The 15,248-nt window shown below is 67.1% G+C and carries 17 protein-coding genes; 5 read left to right on the top strand and 12 right to left on the bottom strand.

Translation table 11 applies throughout. The features are described 5' to 3' along the window. Positions 1 to 57: 57 nt before the first annotated feature. Entirely contained in the window at positions 58 to 348 is a 291-nt protein-coding gene (locus RUGAMON1_RS21570) for a hypothetical protein (RefSeq protein WP_445232461.1), read from the top strand. Between the two features lie 7 nt (positions 349 to 355). On the opposite strand, the gene RUGAMON1_RS21575 is transcribed toward RUGAMON1_RS21570, so the two are convergent. Continuing rightward, positions 356 to 1,219 carry a YihY/virulence factor BrkB family protein gene (locus RUGAMON1_RS21575; protein ID WP_445232462.1) on the bottom strand — a complete coding sequence of 288 codons (864 nt, stop codon included), beginning with the start codon at positions 1,217 to 1,219 and terminating at the stop codon, positions 356 to 358. 39 nt (positions 1,220 to 1,258) lie between these two features. Further along, on the bottom strand, positions 1,259 to 2,308 hold the full coding sequence (locus tag RUGAMON1_RS21580; RefSeq protein ID WP_445232463.1) for an OmpA family protein: 1,050 nt from the start codon (positions 2,306 to 2,308) through the stop codon (positions 1,259 to 1,261). Between the two features lie 380 nt (positions 2,309 to 2,688). Between RUGAMON1_RS21580 and RUGAMON1_RS21585 the strand changes: the two genes are divergently transcribed. From RUGAMON1_RS21585 to RUGAMON1_RS21595, 3 genes are all read left to right on the top strand, one after another. Then, positions 2,689 to 3,279, top strand: coding sequence for a winged helix-turn-helix domain-containing protein (locus RUGAMON1_RS21585; protein WP_445232481.1), 591 nt, complete (start codon positions 2,689 to 2,691; stop codon positions 3,277 to 3,279). Positions 3,280 to 3,412: 133 nt separating this feature from the next. Further along, on the top strand, positions 3,413 to 4,282 hold the full coding sequence (locus tag RUGAMON1_RS21590) for a M90 family metallopeptidase (protein ID WP_445232464.1): 870 nt from the start codon (positions 3,413 to 3,415) through the stop codon (positions 4,280 to 4,282). Between the two features lie 109 nt (positions 4,283 to 4,391). Next, a complete protein-coding gene (locus RUGAMON1_RS21595) occupies positions 4,392 to 5,711 on the top strand; it encodes a sensor histidine kinase (RefSeq protein ID WP_445232465.1) in 1,320 nt (439 codons plus the stop codon). A 3-nt stretch (positions 5,712 to 5,714) separates the two neighbouring features. On the opposite strand, the gene RUGAMON1_RS21600 is transcribed toward RUGAMON1_RS21595, so the two are convergent. From RUGAMON1_RS21600 to RUGAMON1_RS21625, 6 genes are read right to left on the bottom strand one after another with little or no spacing between them, the layout of a single operon-like run. Next, positions 5,715 to 6,209, bottom strand: a complete 495-nt coding sequence (locus RUGAMON1_RS21600; protein WP_445232466.1) for a response regulator — start codon at positions 6,207 to 6,209, stop codon at positions 5,715 to 5,717. Further along, positions 6,206 to 7,534: a response regulator c-di-GMP phosphodiesterase, NosR family gene (gene nosR, locus RUGAMON1_RS21605; RefSeq protein ID WP_445232467.1), complete on the bottom strand. Its 1,329-nt coding sequence runs from the start codon at positions 7,532 to 7,534 to the stop codon at positions 6,206 to 6,208. Before nosR ends, RUGAMON1_RS21600 begins: the two co-directional genes overlap by 4 nt. Next, entirely contained in the window at positions 7,531 to 9,018 is a 1,488-nt protein-coding gene (locus tag RUGAMON1_RS21610; RefSeq protein ID WP_445232468.1) for a PAS domain-containing sensor histidine kinase, read from the bottom strand. The genes nosR and RUGAMON1_RS21610 overlap by 4 nt, the downstream gene beginning before the upstream one ends. Next, the gene (locus RUGAMON1_RS21615) at positions 9,015 to 9,848 is read right to left on the bottom strand and encodes an HDOD domain-containing protein (protein ID WP_445232469.1); all 834 of its coding nucleotides are present in this window, start codon (positions 9,846 to 9,848) and stop codon (positions 9,015 to 9,017) included. The genes RUGAMON1_RS21610 and RUGAMON1_RS21615 overlap by 4 nt, the downstream gene beginning before the upstream one ends. After that, positions 9,845 to 10,177 carry a hypothetical protein gene (locus RUGAMON1_RS21620; protein WP_445232470.1) on the bottom strand — a complete coding sequence of 111 codons (333 nt, stop codon included), beginning with the start codon at positions 10,175 to 10,177 and terminating at the stop codon, positions 9,845 to 9,847. Before RUGAMON1_RS21620 ends, RUGAMON1_RS21615 begins: the two co-directional genes overlap by 4 nt. Then, on the bottom strand, positions 10,174 to 11,838 hold the full coding sequence (locus RUGAMON1_RS21625) for an EAL domain-containing protein (RefSeq protein WP_445232471.1): 1,665 nt from the start codon (positions 11,836 to 11,838) through the stop codon (positions 10,174 to 10,176). Before RUGAMON1_RS21625 ends, RUGAMON1_RS21620 begins: the two co-directional genes overlap by 4 nt. A gap of 237 nt (positions 11,839 to 12,075) precedes the next feature. Between RUGAMON1_RS21625 and RUGAMON1_RS21630 the strand changes: the two genes are divergently transcribed. Further along, on the top strand, positions 12,076 to 12,438 hold the full coding sequence (locus RUGAMON1_RS21630; protein ID WP_445232472.1) for a hypothetical protein: 363 nt from the start codon (positions 12,076 to 12,078) through the stop codon (positions 12,436 to 12,438). A gap of 32 nt (positions 12,439 to 12,470) precedes the next feature. Here the strand turns inward: RUGAMON1_RS21630 and RUGAMON1_RS21635 are convergent, their stop codons facing one another. The 4 genes from RUGAMON1_RS21635 to otnI all read right to left on the bottom strand — a co-directional run bounded on the left by RUGAMON1_RS21635 (position 12,471) and on the right by otnI (position 14,985). Beyond that, entirely contained in the window at positions 12,471 to 12,845 is a 375-nt protein-coding gene (locus tag RUGAMON1_RS21635) for a TraR/DksA family transcriptional regulator (RefSeq protein ID WP_445232473.1), read from the bottom strand. A gap of 72 nt (positions 12,846 to 12,917) precedes the next feature. Continuing rightward, positions 12,918 to 13,352, bottom strand: a complete 435-nt coding sequence (locus tag RUGAMON1_RS21640; RefSeq protein ID WP_445232474.1) for a hypothetical protein — start codon at positions 13,350 to 13,352, stop codon at positions 12,918 to 12,920. An 18-nt stretch (positions 13,353 to 13,370) separates the two neighbouring features. Next, a complete protein-coding gene (locus RUGAMON1_RS21645) occupies positions 13,371 to 14,138 on the bottom strand; it encodes a hypothetical protein (protein ID WP_445232475.1) in 768 nt (255 codons plus the stop codon). Between the two features lie 67 nt (positions 14,139 to 14,205). Then, positions 14,206 to 14,985, bottom strand: a complete 780-nt coding sequence (gene otnI, locus RUGAMON1_RS21650; RefSeq protein ID WP_445232476.1) for a 2-oxo-tetronate isomerase — start codon at positions 14,983 to 14,985, stop codon at positions 14,206 to 14,208. Between the last annotated feature and the right edge of the window lie 263 nt (positions 14,986 to 15,248).

The following is a 15,248-nucleotide window of genomic DNA, read 5'->3' on the forward strand; positions in this document are numbered from 1 at the left end:
TGCTTCCGGGCGGCGGTCGTCTAACATGAGCAATACAGGCACTTTGAGGAGTACGCCATGAGTCCACAGCATGACCGCCGCCAGCGGCCCGAGACCTCGGAAACCGCAGGCTGGCACTCACTTGAATTTATCGTGCGCCATGCGCTGGAAATACAGCGCGACATCGGCACCGCCAATGCGGTGGAATTCCTGCAGGGCATAGGCATCAGCCCGCAGGTGATCACCCGCGTGCTGGCGCCCGATGCGCAGGTGCGCGAGGCCGACCAGCAGGTGCTGGCGGCGTCGGTGCCGGTGGCCGAGCTGCCGGTCGCCACGCCGCGCGCCTATCTGCGGCGCACGCCGGTGTAAGGCGGCGCTAGCGTTGCGCGGCGCTGCGCCGGCGCAGGCTGCCCAGTTGCAGCGCATACTGGCGCGCGAATTCGGCGCCCAGGAAGAAGATCTGCGCCGAGTAGTACACCCACAGCAGCAGCGCGATCACCGAACCGGCCGCACCGAAGCTGCTGGTGACGCCGCTGTTGCCGATATACACCCCGATCAGGTATTTCCCCAGCGTGAACAGCGCGGCCGTGCCGGTCGCGCCTATCGTCACGTCGTGCCAGGACAGCCGTACACGCGGCAACATCTTGAAGATCACGCCGAACAAGACGGCGATCACCACAAAGCCGATGATGAAATTGATGGCCGACAGTACCAGGCCGGCTTCGCGCCAGTAAGCGCTCCACAGGTTTTCCAGCAGGGTCAGCGCGGCGCTGACCACCAGCGACACCATCAGCAGGAACGCCAGCACCAGGATCATGCCGAAGGAAAGCAGGCGGGTGCGTATGACGTCCCAGGCGTTGCCGTGGGTGAGCGGCGGGACTTGCCAGATATCGTCCAGGCTGGCCTTGAGTTCGGCAAACACGCTGGTGGCGCCGAACAGCAGCAGGGCGCCGGCCAGCAGCGTGGCGAGCTGGCCTTCCTGCTTGTTGCGGGCGCCGGCCAGCACCAGTTGCAGCGCCTGCGCGCCTTGCGCGCCGACCAGGCTGCGCAGCTCGCTGAACAACTGGCCTTGCGCCGCCTGCGGCCCGTAGAACCAGCCGGCGATGGCCAGCACCAGCACCAGGATGGGCGCCATCGAAAACAGCGTGTAAAACGCCAACGCCGCGCCCTTGCTGCTGGCGCGGTGTTCAAACCATTCGGTCACGGTGCATCGCAGCACAGACCCTAAATTCGGCTTCATCAGAAAAAAGCCCCGCTACCGGAGCGGGGCTTGTCCTGCTTACTGCACGCGGCGTTCGATGGTGATCTGCTCGATTTCGACGCGACGGTTAGGTTCCAGGCACTTGATCAGGTCGGCACGTTTCTGCTTCTTGTCGTTGCACTGCACGACAGGATTGGATTCGCCCTTGCCGACGGCGTTCAGGCGGCTGGCGGCGACGCCCTTGCTGACCAGGTAGTCCTTGACCGCGTTGGCGCGGCGCTCGGACAGCTTCTGGTTGTACTTGTCGCTGCCCAGGCGGTCGGTGTAGCCGGAGATGACCACGTTGTCGATGCCGGAGTTGGTGTTCAGCACGTTGGCGATGTCGTCCAGCTTGGGTTGGCCGGGCGCCAGCTTGGCGCTGTCGAAACCGAACAGTTCGGTCGCCGACATCGTCACTTTTTCAAAGCGGGCCGGTGGCGGCGGTGGCGGCACTACGGCCGGAGCCGGCTGCGGCGCAGGTTCCATGACTTGCGGCGCCGGTGGCGGCGGCGCGGCCGGCGCGGCTTTCGGCGGCGCATTGAAGGCGATGTTCAGGCCGACCGTTGCGTAGTAGTTGTTGCTCTTGCTGTTAGGGAACTCATTGCCGCGAATGAAGCCATGCACGTCGCGGATGTCGGCCTGGAAGGCGACCTGGTCGTTGATGTCGGCCTGGAAGCCCAGGCCGGCGCTCAGGTAGGGCGAAGTCTTGCTGCGCTGGCCGATGACGTTCAGGTTGGACTTGTCGTGCTCGGCGCCGATACCGACCAGCAGGAAGGGACGGAAGGTTTTACGCGAGAACATATACAGGCCGTCCACGCCCAGCGTGTTTTGCTGGTAGCGCTGGCCGTTTTCACGGGAGCGGGCATAGGTGGTGCCGAGCTGCACATCCCAGTCCTGATTGATGGCCTTGCCGAATTTGAGGCCGACGCCGTAGCCGCGCTTGTCCACGCCGAAGTCCGAATCGGGCTTCATGGCGTTCACGCTGGGCTGGATATACCACGATGGATTGACGACCGCATCCTGGGCCAGGGCGGAAAACGACGCACACAGAACAGCGGCGGCGAGGGCGATTTTTTTAGTTTGGTTCACAGGTTTGCTCCCGATTTATTGATTGGATGTGTTTCATTGCCAGCAATGTTGAGGCACCGCTGTTGGACCGAAGATTAAGGAGTTTGGTGCGGTGCTTCCGTGCGCTAGCGTACCTAAGCTTGTGGTGTATCAAATTTGTCACAGTTGCAGAAACTTAGTTCAACGCCCTTTGTCACACCTTAAGTGCCAAGGATGGTCGCTAATGTTCGTTGCCGCACAGACCAATGCGCTGCGAAAAGGCATTCTTGAGCCAGATGCAGAGACCGTAGCGAGATGCCCGCCGCCCGCCACGCTATCCGCTGCCACTAATCTCGGCAATTGTTATAAGGAGTGTTCCCATGCATGCAGTTAGACAACCTCAACATCTGATCCAGAACGAGATGAAAGCCTCGCCGGAAATGCACGCCACCACAGCCAAGCTGATGCTGGTGGAACGTCCGGCCCCGGCGCCTCTGGACCGGAAGCCTGCGCTGTCGATGGCCTCTATCGAGCGGGTCCGCTCGACCTCGGCCACGCTGCGCCGCATCGAAAACATGCAAAAGCTGATCGGCGAATTGCAGCTGCACGAAATGCTGGCCGATGAAATCGCCTGGTTCCTGAAGTTTTCGCCGTCCGGCGCCCGCAAATACATCCGCGACCTGCGCGAAGCCGGCGTGATCGAGCTGGCCCGCTATGTCGAAGGCACGGCCACCTACCTGGGCAAGGCGGTCTACCAGCTGACCCCCGACCCGGAACGCGTCAGCGCCTTCCTGGCCGCCATCGTCCAGCCGAAACGCGAAGGCGCGCCGCCGCGCAAGGAACGTCCGGGCCTGCGCGAACAGGCGATGGCCGGCAGCGGCCGCCATTTCCACATCCTGGCCGACGACACCCACTATGCGATCCGCGTCAACCGCGGCCCGGTGATGCGCGATCCGCTGGTGGCAGCGCTGTTCGGCTCGGCGCCGTCGATGCAAAAAGAAGAAACCGTCTGAGCGCACGCCGCGGCGCACGCGTATCCGCGGTAGTATGATGCGACGGCCGGGCATGCCCGGCTGTTTGCATATTGAAATGTCGACAAGGCCCCCCACCTAGCCTTGACTGGACATCTCAACGGACGCGCGGCGCATGGAAGCTTTGACCTGGATCGGCCTGACGGCGCTGTTGATAGCGCTGCCTTTTTACTACCCGCGCTGGCGTTTGCGGCGGGTGCTGGCGCGGCCCCTGCCGGCCGAGGCGCTGGCCGTCCTGCAGCGCAACATCCCGGTCTACCGCCGCATGGCGCCCGATCTGCAGCAGCAGCTGCAGCGCATGGTGGTGCAATTCCTGCACCAGAAAAAATTCGTCGGCTGCGAAGGCCTGGAAGTGAGCGACGAGATGGCCGTCACCATCGCCGGCCAGGCTTGCCTGCTGCTGCTGAACCGCCCCTCCAAAGTCTATCCGGCCTTGCACACCATCCTGGTCTACCCCGGCGCCTTCGTGGCGCAGCGTGCCGAGATCGGCCCGGGCGGGGTGGTCACGCCCGGCCACCACAGCATGCTGGGCGAATCCTGGGACGACGGCCGCGTGATCCTGTCCTGGGACGACGTGCAGCGCGGCGCCGGCGACTGGACGGATGGCCACAACGTCGTGCTGCACGAATTCGCGCACCAGCTCGACAGCGAGTCGGGCCGCGCCAACGGCGCGCCGTACCTGGGCAATCCGGCCAGCTACCGCGAATGGTCGGAAGTGCTGGAGCGCGATTTCCACAACCTGCGCCACAGCGCCATGTACCGCCAGCACAGCGTGATGGACCATTACGGCGCCACCAATCCGGCCGAATTCTTCGCCGTCGCCACCGAAACCTTCTTTGAAAAACCGTACCAGATGGCCGAGCACCACGCCGAGCTGTACGCGGAATTCCTCAAGTACTACCGGGTCGACCCGCGCGCCTGGATGACGCCGCCGCCACCGCCGCCCGAACCCATTTACGGCTGGGAGTCCAGCTGGTCGCATTGAACACCATCAATGCCGGAACTAGTGCATAATCGATTCAGCCGCGCACGCTGATGCAAGCCGTCCGCCTGCGCGATCTGCGCAAGACAGACGTCGTCGCGAGGCTATCGATATGCAATTTGACGAATTCGACTTTCTTTCCTCCGACGCCGCCGGCGCCCCCGCCGTCACAGCGCCGGCGCCCGAGGCGACCTCGCCGCTGGTGCGCCTGCAGTACCTGGTCGACAACACGCCGGCGATCATCTATTGCACCGTGCCCAGCGGCGATTTCAAGATGACCTTCGTCAGCAACAACGCCTTGAACGTGCTGGGCTACCGTCCCGAGCAGATGGTGGCCGACCCCAACTTCTGGTTCGACCACATCCATCCCGACGACGCCCCCAGCATCTTTTCCAGCCTGGCGCTGGTGTTCAGCGAGGGCCAGCGCGCCTACGAATACCGCTTCCGCGCCAGCGACGGCAGCTATCTGTGGATGCACGACACGCTGCGCCTGATCCGCGACGACAAGGGCGTGCCGCTGGAGGTGATCGGCTCGCTGACCGACATCACCGCGCGCAAGCGCATGGAGGAGACCTTGCAGGCCAAGGGCGTCGAGCAACAGGCGCTGATCGGCGAACTGCGCAACGCCCACGAGCAATTGCTGCAATCGGAAAAGATGGCCTCGATCGGCCAGCTGGCGGCCGGCATCGCGCATGAGATCAACAACCCGGTCGGCTTCGTCAATTCGAACATGGGCTCGCTGAAAAACTACGTCGGCACCTTGCTGGGCGTGATCGAGCGCTACGAGCAGGCGGCCGCGCCGCACCCGGCGCTGGCGGCGCAGCTGGCGGCGCTGCGGGCGCAGGCCGACCTGGAATTCCTCAAGGAAGACGTGACCGACCTGGTGCGCGAATCGATGGACGGCCTGAAGCGGGTCAAGGACATCGTCCAGGCGCTGAAGGATTTTTCCCACGTCGGCGAGACCGAGTGGCAGGTGGCCGACCTGCATCACGGCCTCGACAGCACGCTCAACATCGTCAGCAACGAGATCAAGTACAAGGCCCGGGTCGACAAGCAATACGGCACGCTGCCGCCGGTCACCTGCCTGGCCTCGCAGCTGAACCAGGTGTTCATGAACCTGCTGGTCAACGCCGCCCACGCCTTGCGCGAGCAGGGCGTGATCACCTTGCGCACCGGCGCCGCCGACGGCTGGGTGTGGATCGAGGTGGGCGACAACGGCTGCGGCATCGCGCCGGAAAACCTGAACCGCATCTTCGAACCGTTCTTCACCACCAAGCCGGTCGGCAGCGGCACCGGGCTGGGCCTGTCCTTGTCGTACGGGATCGTCAACCGCCACGGCGGCCGCATCGAGGTGGCCTCGGTGGTGGGGCAGGGCACGCGCTTCACGGTGCACCTGCCGGTGCAGCCGCCGCAGGCCGCAGCTGCCGCTTGACGGCTACAGGATGACGGCGCCGTCGTCGTCGCGCTTGACGTCCAGCAGGCCCGGTTCCTCGGCTTCCAGCCGTCGCGCCTCCAGCTCCTGCGGCGTCGGCGGCGGCGGCGCCACCAGCGCGGCGCGCTGCGCCAGCGCCTGCCGCACATTCTGCTCCAGCTCGGCAGCGTCCCAAGGCTTGCTCATGAAGCGGAACGCCTGTGCCTGGTTGATGGCGCTGAGCACGGTGGTGTACTCGGTCGAGGCGCTGAGCATGATGCGCACCGTGTTGGGCGCGACGTCGCGCAGCGCCTGCAGCAGCTCGCCGCCGGTCATCTGCGGCATGTTGTAGTCGCAGATGATCAGGTCGTAGTCGCAATAGCAGATGCGCTTGAGCGCGTCGTAGGGATCGACGCAGGTCTCGATCTGCGGCGGCGCGTCGCGCAACATCTGCAGCAGCGCGCGCTGCAAGGCGTTGAGCACGTTGATCTCGTCGTCCACCAGCAGGATCTTGCTCATGCGTCCCCCTTGGGATTGCGGATCCAGATCGACAGCCGGCCGCCGGCCTTGGTTTCGAAGTCCTGCACCTGCTGGATCATGCGGGCGTCCAGCACGTGCTCGACCGACAGCAGCATCAGGCCGTCGCGGCTGATCAGGTCGCGCGCCAGCACCATGCCGGGCAGCAGCTCGCCGGACAATACTTCGACCCCGGCGCCGGCGTCGGCGTCGCCGTCGACGATCTGGCGGAACGCCGCCACCACGTTGGGGTCGTAGCGCTTGCCGCTGGCGTCGAGGATCAGCGTCTTGGCTTCCTCCGGCCGCAGGTGGCGCTGCACCATCGCGCCCTGCTGCAGGTTGTAGTAGTCGGCCGCCAGCGCCAGGATGCGCGCGCCCAGCGGGATCGCCAGGCCGACCAGGCCGTCCGGGAAACCGTTGCCGTCGAAGCGCTCCAGCTGGCCGCGCAGCATGGCGGCGCTGCCGCGCAAGTCCTCCAGCGGCATCAGCAGCTCGGCGGCGCGCTGCGGGTGCTTGCGGAACAGGCCCAGCGATTCGCCGTGCAGCAGGGTCAGCGGGGTTTGCAGCAGCTCGTCGGAAAAGCCGATCTTGCCGATGTCGTGCAGCAGCGCGGCGATGAAGATTTCCTGGGTCGCGCGCGCGTCCAGCTCCAGCCGCACGGCGATCTGGCGCGCCAGCTCGGCCACCAGGCGCGCGTGGCCGGGCCGGTTGTGCGCGCGCAGTTCGATCATGCTGGAAAAGATCTTGATGGTGGTGACGAAGTTGCGCTTGAGTTTGTTGTTGGCGGCGCTGGTCGCCTCGTGCTCGGCCTTGAGCTGGCGGGTGCGCGCCTCGACCTTGGCCTCCAGGCTCTGGTTGAGCGTCTTCAGTTCCTCGTTCTGGCGCAGCGTCAGCGCTTCGAGCCGCACTTTGTCCTGCTCCAGCTGGCGCCGCTCCAGCGCGTGGCGCACCACCAGCAGCATGTCGTCGTCTTCCCACGGCTTGGTGATGTAGCGGTAGATCTCGCCGCAGTTGATGGCGTCCTGGATCGACTGGATGTCGGAATAGCCGGTCAGCAGCAGGCGCATGGTGTCGGGCCAGCGCGCCTTGACCTGGGCCAGGAACTGGGCGCCGTTCATTTCCGGCATGCGCATGTCGGAGATCACCAGGTCGACCTGTTCCTTCTCCAGCACCTCCAGCCCCAGCGCGCCGCTCTCGGCCAGCAGCACGCGGTAGCCGGCCGGGCGGAACAGGCGCCGCAGCGACGACAGGATGTTGGGCTCGTCGTCCACGCACAGCAGCGTGGCGACGGCGGCCGGCGCGGCCGCGGCGGACAGCGCGCTGCTCATGCGGGATCCCCGCTGGCCGCTTCGGGCTGGTGGATGGGCAGGCGCACGCGGAAGCGGGTGCCTTTGCCGAGTTCGGTTTCGACGTCGATCTGGCCGCCGTGCTTCTGCACGATGCCGTAGGCCAGCGACAGCCCCAGCCCGGTGCCCTTGCCGACCGCCTTGGTGGTGAAGAAGGGGTCGAAGATGCGCGACAGCGTGTCCGGCGAAATGCCGCTGCCGTTGTCGGCGACGTCGATCCACACGTTGTCGCCGTCGGTGCCGGTGCGCACGGTGATGCGGCCGCGTTGCTCGCCGATGGCGTGGGCGGCGTTGACCACCAGGTTCATCACGACCTGGTTGATCTGCAGCGGCAGGCACTGGATGTCGGGAATGTCGCCGTATTCCTTGACCACGTCGGCCTTGTACTTGACCTCGTTGCCGACGATGTTGAGGGTGGAGTCGATGCCGCGGTGCAGATTGGACCAGACCCAGTCCTGGTTGGCGTCGACCCGCGAAAAGTCCTTCAGGTCCTGGACGATGTGGCGTACCCGCACGATGCCTTCGCGCGATTCGGCCATCAGCGCCGGGATGTCCTCGCGCAGGAAGTCGAGGTCGATCTGCTGGCGGCGCGCGCGCAGGGCGGCCGCGGTGGCGGGCACGCCGACGTCGGCCTCGGCCTGCTGGTAGGCCTCGAGCATGTCGAACAGCTGGTCCAGATAGGTTTGCAGGGTGGTGCAGTTGGAAAAGATGTAGCCGATCGGGTTGTTGATCTCGTGCGCCACGCCGGCCGCCAGCTGGCCGATCGAGGCCAGCTTGTCGGCCTGCACCAACTGCTGCTGGGCGCGCGACAGCTGGCTGTTCAGTTCGGTCAACTCCAGGTTGCTGCGGCGCAGTTCGGCCTCGGCCAGGTGGCGCTGGCGGATGTCTTCCTGCAGCTGCTCGTTCATGTCGGCCAGCTGGGCGGTGCGTTTCTCGACCACGTGTTCCAGGTTGTCGTGGGCGCGCCGCAGCGCGTTCTCGGCCACCCGCCGCTCGGTGACGTCGCGCAGCGTTTCGATGGCGCCGACGATGCGGCCCTGGTGGTCGCGCAGCGGCGCCGCCGTGAAGTGCAGCCAGTGGCCGCTGGCGCCGATGTTGGGGAAGAAGTCCTCGGCCTCGTAGGCGCCGGGGATCAGCGCCGAGGCGCGGTACTTGCCGGGGTAGTGCAGCTCCAGCAGGTGGTCGTCGCCGGCCACGATCAGGTCGGCCAGCACCGGGCGCTGCTTGGGATAGAAGGCTTGCCAGTGGTTGCTGGTGCCGATCATGGCCAGCTTGCTCCAGCCCAGCAGGTGCTCGCAGGCGCGGTTCCAGTGCGTGATCACGTGCCGGGTGTCGATGGCGAAGGTGGCCACCGGGTGGCCGTCGAAGAACTCGGACAGCGCGATCGCGGCGTGCGCCTGCAGTTCGGCGTCGGGCTGCGGCGGCGTGGCCGTTGCGCTTTGGGGGGCGGGGGAGGCGGCGTTCATGTCGTCAGCATCTTGCACATGGTTTCGAACAGCTGTTCGGTCTCGGCGAACACGCCGGCCCAGGCGGCGTCGCCCAGGCCCAGCGCCTGCCACGCGGCCAGCGACAGCGGCGGCACCTGGTCGTCCTCCTGGCCCGACAGGTCGAGCGCGTGGGCCAGGATGTTGGCCGCGTAGATCACGCTCGACAGCGTGGCCGGCTTGCCGTCGGCGGCGCGGTGGTGGTCGGCCACGGCGGCCTGGATCGCCGCCGGGAACTTCCAGTGCCTGGCCAGCGCGCTGCCGACCGCGGCGTGGTCGATGCCGAACACGGCCAGCTGGGCCGGCGCCGCGGTGCAGTCGTGCTGGCGGCGGTAGTCGTGCACGCGGCGGTAGTCGTCGGGGAAGCGGGTGGCCAGCACCAGCGTGCCGAGGTCGTGCAGCAGGCCGGCGGTGAAGGCGGTGTCCGGGTTCAGGCGCACGTGCGGCGCCAGCACGCGCGCGCACACCGCGCTGGCGATCGAGTGGCGCCAGAAGGCCGGGAAGTCGAACTGGTTGCCGGGCGCCGGCTTGAAGCTCTCGGTCACCGAGCAGGCCGTCACCAGCGTGCGGATGGCGTGGAAGCCCAGCACCGAGATCGCCTGCTGGATCGAGGTGACCTTGGACGGCATGCCGTAGAACGAGGAGTTGGCCAGGCGCAGCGTCTTGGCGGTGAGCGCCTGGTCGAGCGTGATCTTGGCGGCCAGCGCGTGGGTGTCGATGTCGTCCTGGTCCATGCTGGCCAGCAGTTCGTTGACCACCGCCGGCAGCGAGGGCAGGTCGCGCACCGCCTTGATGATGTCGTCGGCGGTCATGCGCACGGTCCCTCGCGGTAGGCGCGCAGGCATTGCAGCAGCACGGCGCCGCCGTCGCTGTCGGCGCTGTGGCGGAACAGCCGCTCGAGCCGCGCCAGTTGCAGCGCGCGGGCGCGCGCCAGCGCGGCCGGGTCGGGCGCGTCGGCCTCGCTCCAGACCACGCAGCGCTCGATGCCGCGCCGGCGCAGCGAGGCCAGCGTGGCGGTGGTCAGGGTGGCGTCCTGCGGCAGCAGCACGCCGCCGTGGGCGTCGAGCAGGGCGGCGGCCAGGGTCATGCCTTCGACGGCTTGCTCCAGGCCGATTTCATTGGGATGGGCGGTGACGGTCATCGATGGGTCTCCATGATGCTGAGGGTGATCAGGCTGCCGCGCGAGGCCGAGTGCTCGCCCATCGGGTAGCACATCACGGCGTAGCGCTGGCCGTCGATGTCGGCCAGGTGCTGGTGGGGCTGGCCAGGGGCGGCCAGGGCGCCGTCGGCCGGGAACAGCTCGGGCAATACGTGGCAGGCCTCGTTGCCGAGCAGCGCGCCGCTGTGGCGGAACAGGCCGGCGGCGGCGCCGTTGATGAAGGCGATCATGCCGGAGTCGTCCATGCCGATCACCGCCAGCGGCAGGTGTTGCAGCAGCTCGCGCGCGACGTTCAGGCTGATCTCGTCGCGGCTGATCTGACGCTGCTTTTCCTGCAGCAGCTGTTCCATGCGGCGGTTGGCGGCCGCCAGCTCCTGGTTGGCGCTGCGCACTTCGAGGTGCAGGCGCTGGTTGTCGTCGGCGATTTCCTTGACCCGGAAGGCGTCGGCGATATGGCCGCGCAGCTGCTCGTCGTCCCACGGCTTGGTCAGGAATTTGTAGATCGCGCCTTCGTTGACGGCGTCGGTCACCGACTGCAGCTCGGTGTAGCCGGACAGCATGATGCGTATGGTGTCGGGCACCAGCTCCCTGGCCTTGCGCAGGAAGTCGGCGCCCAGCATGCCGGGCATGCGCTGGTCGGAGACGATGACGTCGACCGGATGCTCGGCCAGCACGGCCAGGCCCTGCGGGCCGTCGTTGGCGGTGTAGATCTGGTACTGGTCGCCGCGCAGCAGGCGCTTGAGCGCGGACAAGATGTTGGGCTCGTCGTCCACCAGCAGCAGGCGGCGCTGCGGCCGGTGCATGCGCAGCAGGTGGCCCGGCAGCACGCGGCCGCTGGCCAGCAGCTGGTGCAGGTCGGTCGAGGCCAGCGGCGGCGCGAAGAAATAGCCCTGGATCTGGTCGCACATATTGCGGCGCAGGAAGTCGCACTGGGCTTCCGTCTCCACGCCCTCGGCCACCACCTTCATGCCCAGGTTGTGGCCCATGGCGATGATGCTCTTGGCCATGGCGGCGTCGTGGCTGTCGGCCACCACGTCGCGGATGAAGTCGGCGTCGATCTTGATGGCGTCGAAGGGATAGCGCTTCAGGCTGCTGAGCGAGCCGTGGCCGGTGCCGAAGTCGTCCAGCGTCAGGTTCAGGCCGCGCGTCTTGAAGCCGGCCAGCACGTCGTCGCAGGCGGCGCCGGCTTCGTTGAGCGCGGTCTCGGTGATTTCCAGCGTCAGCGCGGCGGGGGTGATGGCGTAGTCGTCGAGCATGGCGGCGACGGCGGCGCCGAAGCCGGGATCGCGGAACTGGCTGGGCGCGACGTTGATCGCCACCCGCAGGTCGTTCTGGCCGCCGCGGCGCCAGGCTTGCAGGTCGCCGCAGGCGCGCCGCAGCACCCAGTGGCCGATGGCGGCCGTCATGCCGGCCGCCTCGGCCTGCGGCAGGAAGGCGTGGGCCGACAGCAGGCCGAGTTCCGGATGCTGCCAGCGCACCAGCGCCTCCAGGCTGACCACGGCGCCGCTCTGCAAGTCCACCAGCGGCTGGTACAGCAGGCGCAGCTGGTCCTGCGCCAGCGCCTGCTCCAGCGCGTCGCAAAACGGCTGGTCCGGTGCGGCCGTCACGGGTGGGACATCGTGCGTTTGCGGTGCTGCATGCATGGGCGCGCCTAGCTTAATGATAGCTTCCGGTTATCGAAAACCCAAATCGATTATACGACCACGCCGGTTTTGTGGCGTGTATGCGCGCCGCCTTTTTTTGCCGCCCGCCGATTTGCGCGCGGTTGTTGCTTATTGGGGACTAAGCCAGCGCTGGCGGCAATTTTGGGTATGATAGTCGCTACAATAAAAAAACCTGGCACCCGGCGGACTGGCGCGTTTTGATAGGGGGATGCGGCAATGGCACAGGCATGGGTAGTGCTCACTCGTCCAGACGGCCGCGATGTGGCGGCGCCGTCCGAAGCGCAGATGGCGGCGGTGCTGGCGGAGGTCTACAGCGGCAAGAGCGCCGCGCCCGACGGCGGCCCCGGCAGCGCCGTGCTGCGTTTCGGTTATGACGACGGCTTGATGTACGAAGTCGAGGTGTCCACCGGCGGCGGGGTGCGCTTTGCCGAATGGTCGGACCGCGATTGCGAAATCGCGCTGGCCGGGCCGCGCGTGATGACGGCGCTGGCGCAGGCCGACGCGCTGCAACTGTGGCGCTTGCTGGCGCAGCGGCAGGTGGCCAAGATCCGCAGCCAGCCCTGGCTGGAGGCCGGCTGAACTGAACTGAGCTGAACTGAGCTCAGCTGAGCTCAGCGGTGGCGCTGTTCCTGCCGCGTCTGGCAAGTGATGCATAGCCGCGCTTCCGGCCGCGCGTTCAGGCGCGAATAGCCGATCAGCTCACCGCAATGCTCGCACAATCCATAACTGTGGTCATCGAACTTGGCCAGCGCGTGGCGCACGATGTGTAGCTGGCGCGCCGTATGCTCGGCGGTCTCGTGCACCAGCGCGTTGAGGGTGCGCTGGCTGGCGTTGTCGGCCGGCGAGGCCTCGGCCTCGTGCGGCTGCGGCGCGCGCACGTCGGCACTGCGGTCGAGATCGTCCGCCAGTTGGCTTAGCAGGGCGGTGCGCGCGCGCTCCAGCCGCGCCTGCAAGGCCGTCCATTGATGTTCATCGAGTCCATTCATGCCGCGTGCTCCTTACGGCATTGGACCGGCGCGGCGCGATTTTGTTCGGCGCGGGTCGGCTGAAGCCCGGCCCTAAGCCGGCGGGGCCAGCGCGTCCAGGTGGTGCTTGAGTTTTTCCAGCGGCGTCACGAGGCGTTCCGGCCTGCCGCTGGCGACCGCCGCGCCCAGCGACAGCAGTTCGGCCGAGAGGTCGACCAGGTCCTTGACCTTGTCGATGCGGGCCACGGCGTCCTGGGCGCGGCGGGTCTGCTCCAGCAGCTGCTGCTGGGCGCCGCCCAGGCCGCTGGCGGCCAGTTTGGCGCTGTCCAGGTACAGGCTGTTGGCGCGCTGGCGCAGCAGCACTTCGTTTTCAAACAGCGCCTGCGCCGTGCCCTGCGGCATGGCGGGCGCGCTGCCCGGGGGCCGCTGGCGCAGCGCGCACATCAACTGCGCGTGCAAGGCGTCGGCGCTGGCGGACAGGCTGTCGCCCAGCGCTTCGATATCGTGCTGATCGTGCTGATCTGCCATGGCAACTCCTTGCTGGGTTTATGGTTGCGGGATCTGGTTGAGCAGCGCGCGGTGGCTCTGCTCGATGGCGGCCAGGTTGTTTTGCGCCAGCGTGTTGCGCAGGCCGAACAGGTGGTATTCGGCTTGCCGGTCGTGCTGCTGGGCCTTGGCCAGCGCCAGCAGCAGGCGGTCGCGGCGGGCGTCGACAAAGGGGATTTCGGTCTCCAGCATGCCGAGCACGATGCGTTCCTCGTTGTCGCTGGTCTTGCCGTACAGGCGCAGCAGGGTGCGCATGGCGCCCAGCAGTTCCTGCATCGCCTGGTGGCCGTCGCGCATCAATTCCTGCACCGCGGCTTCCTGCGCCGGCCGGGTGAGGGCGCGCGCCAGCAGCCGGGTCAGGCCGGCGTAGGCGTTGACGTGGCGGTCGTCGATGCCGTTGTCCGGCCACGCCTTGATGCCGCCGCTCATGGACTTGACCTGGTCCTCGAGGTCGTACTGGTGGTCGCCGGCCAGCTGGCCCAGCGCCTGCATATAGGCCTGCACGCCCGCTTGCAGCTTGACGAAGTCGTCGCAGGCGGCCTGGCGCTGGCTGTCGAGCTGGCGCTCGCGGGCGTCGGCGGCGGGGCTGAGGAAGGGTTGTTCGCGCTGGTAGGTGGAGCGGTAGCGCTCGGTCAATTCATGGTAGGCGCCCAGCTTGGGCGACTGGGCGGCGAAGGCGCGTACCTCCGCCATCCGGGGCGTGCTGCTGGCGCAGCCGCCGAGCAGGGCCAGCAATCCGAGGATCAGCAGTGCACGGGTGAGTTTCATGGGCGCTCCACAAAGTGTGTAGGTATTTTTGTCCCAGCCGAAGATCTTCGTGTTGCGAATGCGCAGATCAGGTGGTCAGCGTCTGGCGCCAGCCCAGGCCGGCCATGGTGTCGCCGGCCGGCAGGTATTCGCAGCCCAGCCAGCCGTCGTAGCCGATGGCGTCGATGTGGCGGAACAGGTGGCGGTAGTTGATCTCGCCGCTGCCCGGTTCGTGGCGGCCGGGGGTGTCGGCGATCTGCATGTGCCTGATCATCGTCAGGTGGGCGCGGATCGTGTTGCTCAGTTCGCCCTCCATGCGCTGCATGTGATAGATGTCGTATTGCAGGAACAGGTTGGGGCTGCCGGCCTCGGCGATGATGTCCAGCGCCTGCCTGCTGTGCTTGAGGAAGTAGCCCGGCATGTCGTAGTGGTTGATCGGTTCGATCAGCAGCTCGATGCCGTGCGGCGCCAGCACGGCGGCGGCGTGGCGCAGGTTGTCGACATAGGTGGCGTGGGCCAGTTCCGGCGCCACGCCGGCCGGGAGCTTGCCGGCCATGCAGTGCAGCCGGGGCGCGCCCAGTTCGGTCGCGTAGGCCAGCGCGCTGTGCACGCCGGCGCGGAACTCGTCCTGGCGGCGCGGATCGCAGGCCATGCCGCGGTCGCCCGCGTTCCAGTCGCCGCAGGGCAGGTTGAACAGCACCAGTTGCAGTTGGTGGCGGCGCAGGCGCTCGGCCAGCTGCCCGGCTTGGTAGTCGTAGGGGAACAGGAATTCGACGCCGTCGAAGCCGGCCTCGCGGGCCAGCGCGAAGCGCTCCAGGAACGGCGCTTGGTTAAACAGCATGGACAGGTTGGCGGCGAATTTGGGCATGGGAGAGATTCCGGGGGAAATGTCAGGCAACCGCTATCGTAACCGCAAATGCCGGAGGCGCGGCGCGCCGGCACCCCGCACGCCGCCCCGCCTGGGGTCAGACCCCGCTGTGCCGGGGTGAAAAAAAACCACCGCGAGGGTGGTTTTCCTTGGAGCTTATCGGCCGCGGCCGCCGGAGCGGTGCTGGGCCGCCGAGCGCGGGGCGCTGGTGCCGGTGCGGGGACCGCCGCCGGCCGGCGCGCCTGGCGCGCGTGGCTTGCCGC

It is taken from the genome of Duganella rhizosphaerae (genome assembly GCF_040364205.1).
GTDB classification, from domain to species: Bacteria; Pseudomonadota; Gammaproteobacteria; order Burkholderiales; family Burkholderiaceae_D; genus Rugamonas; species Rugamonas rhizosphaerae.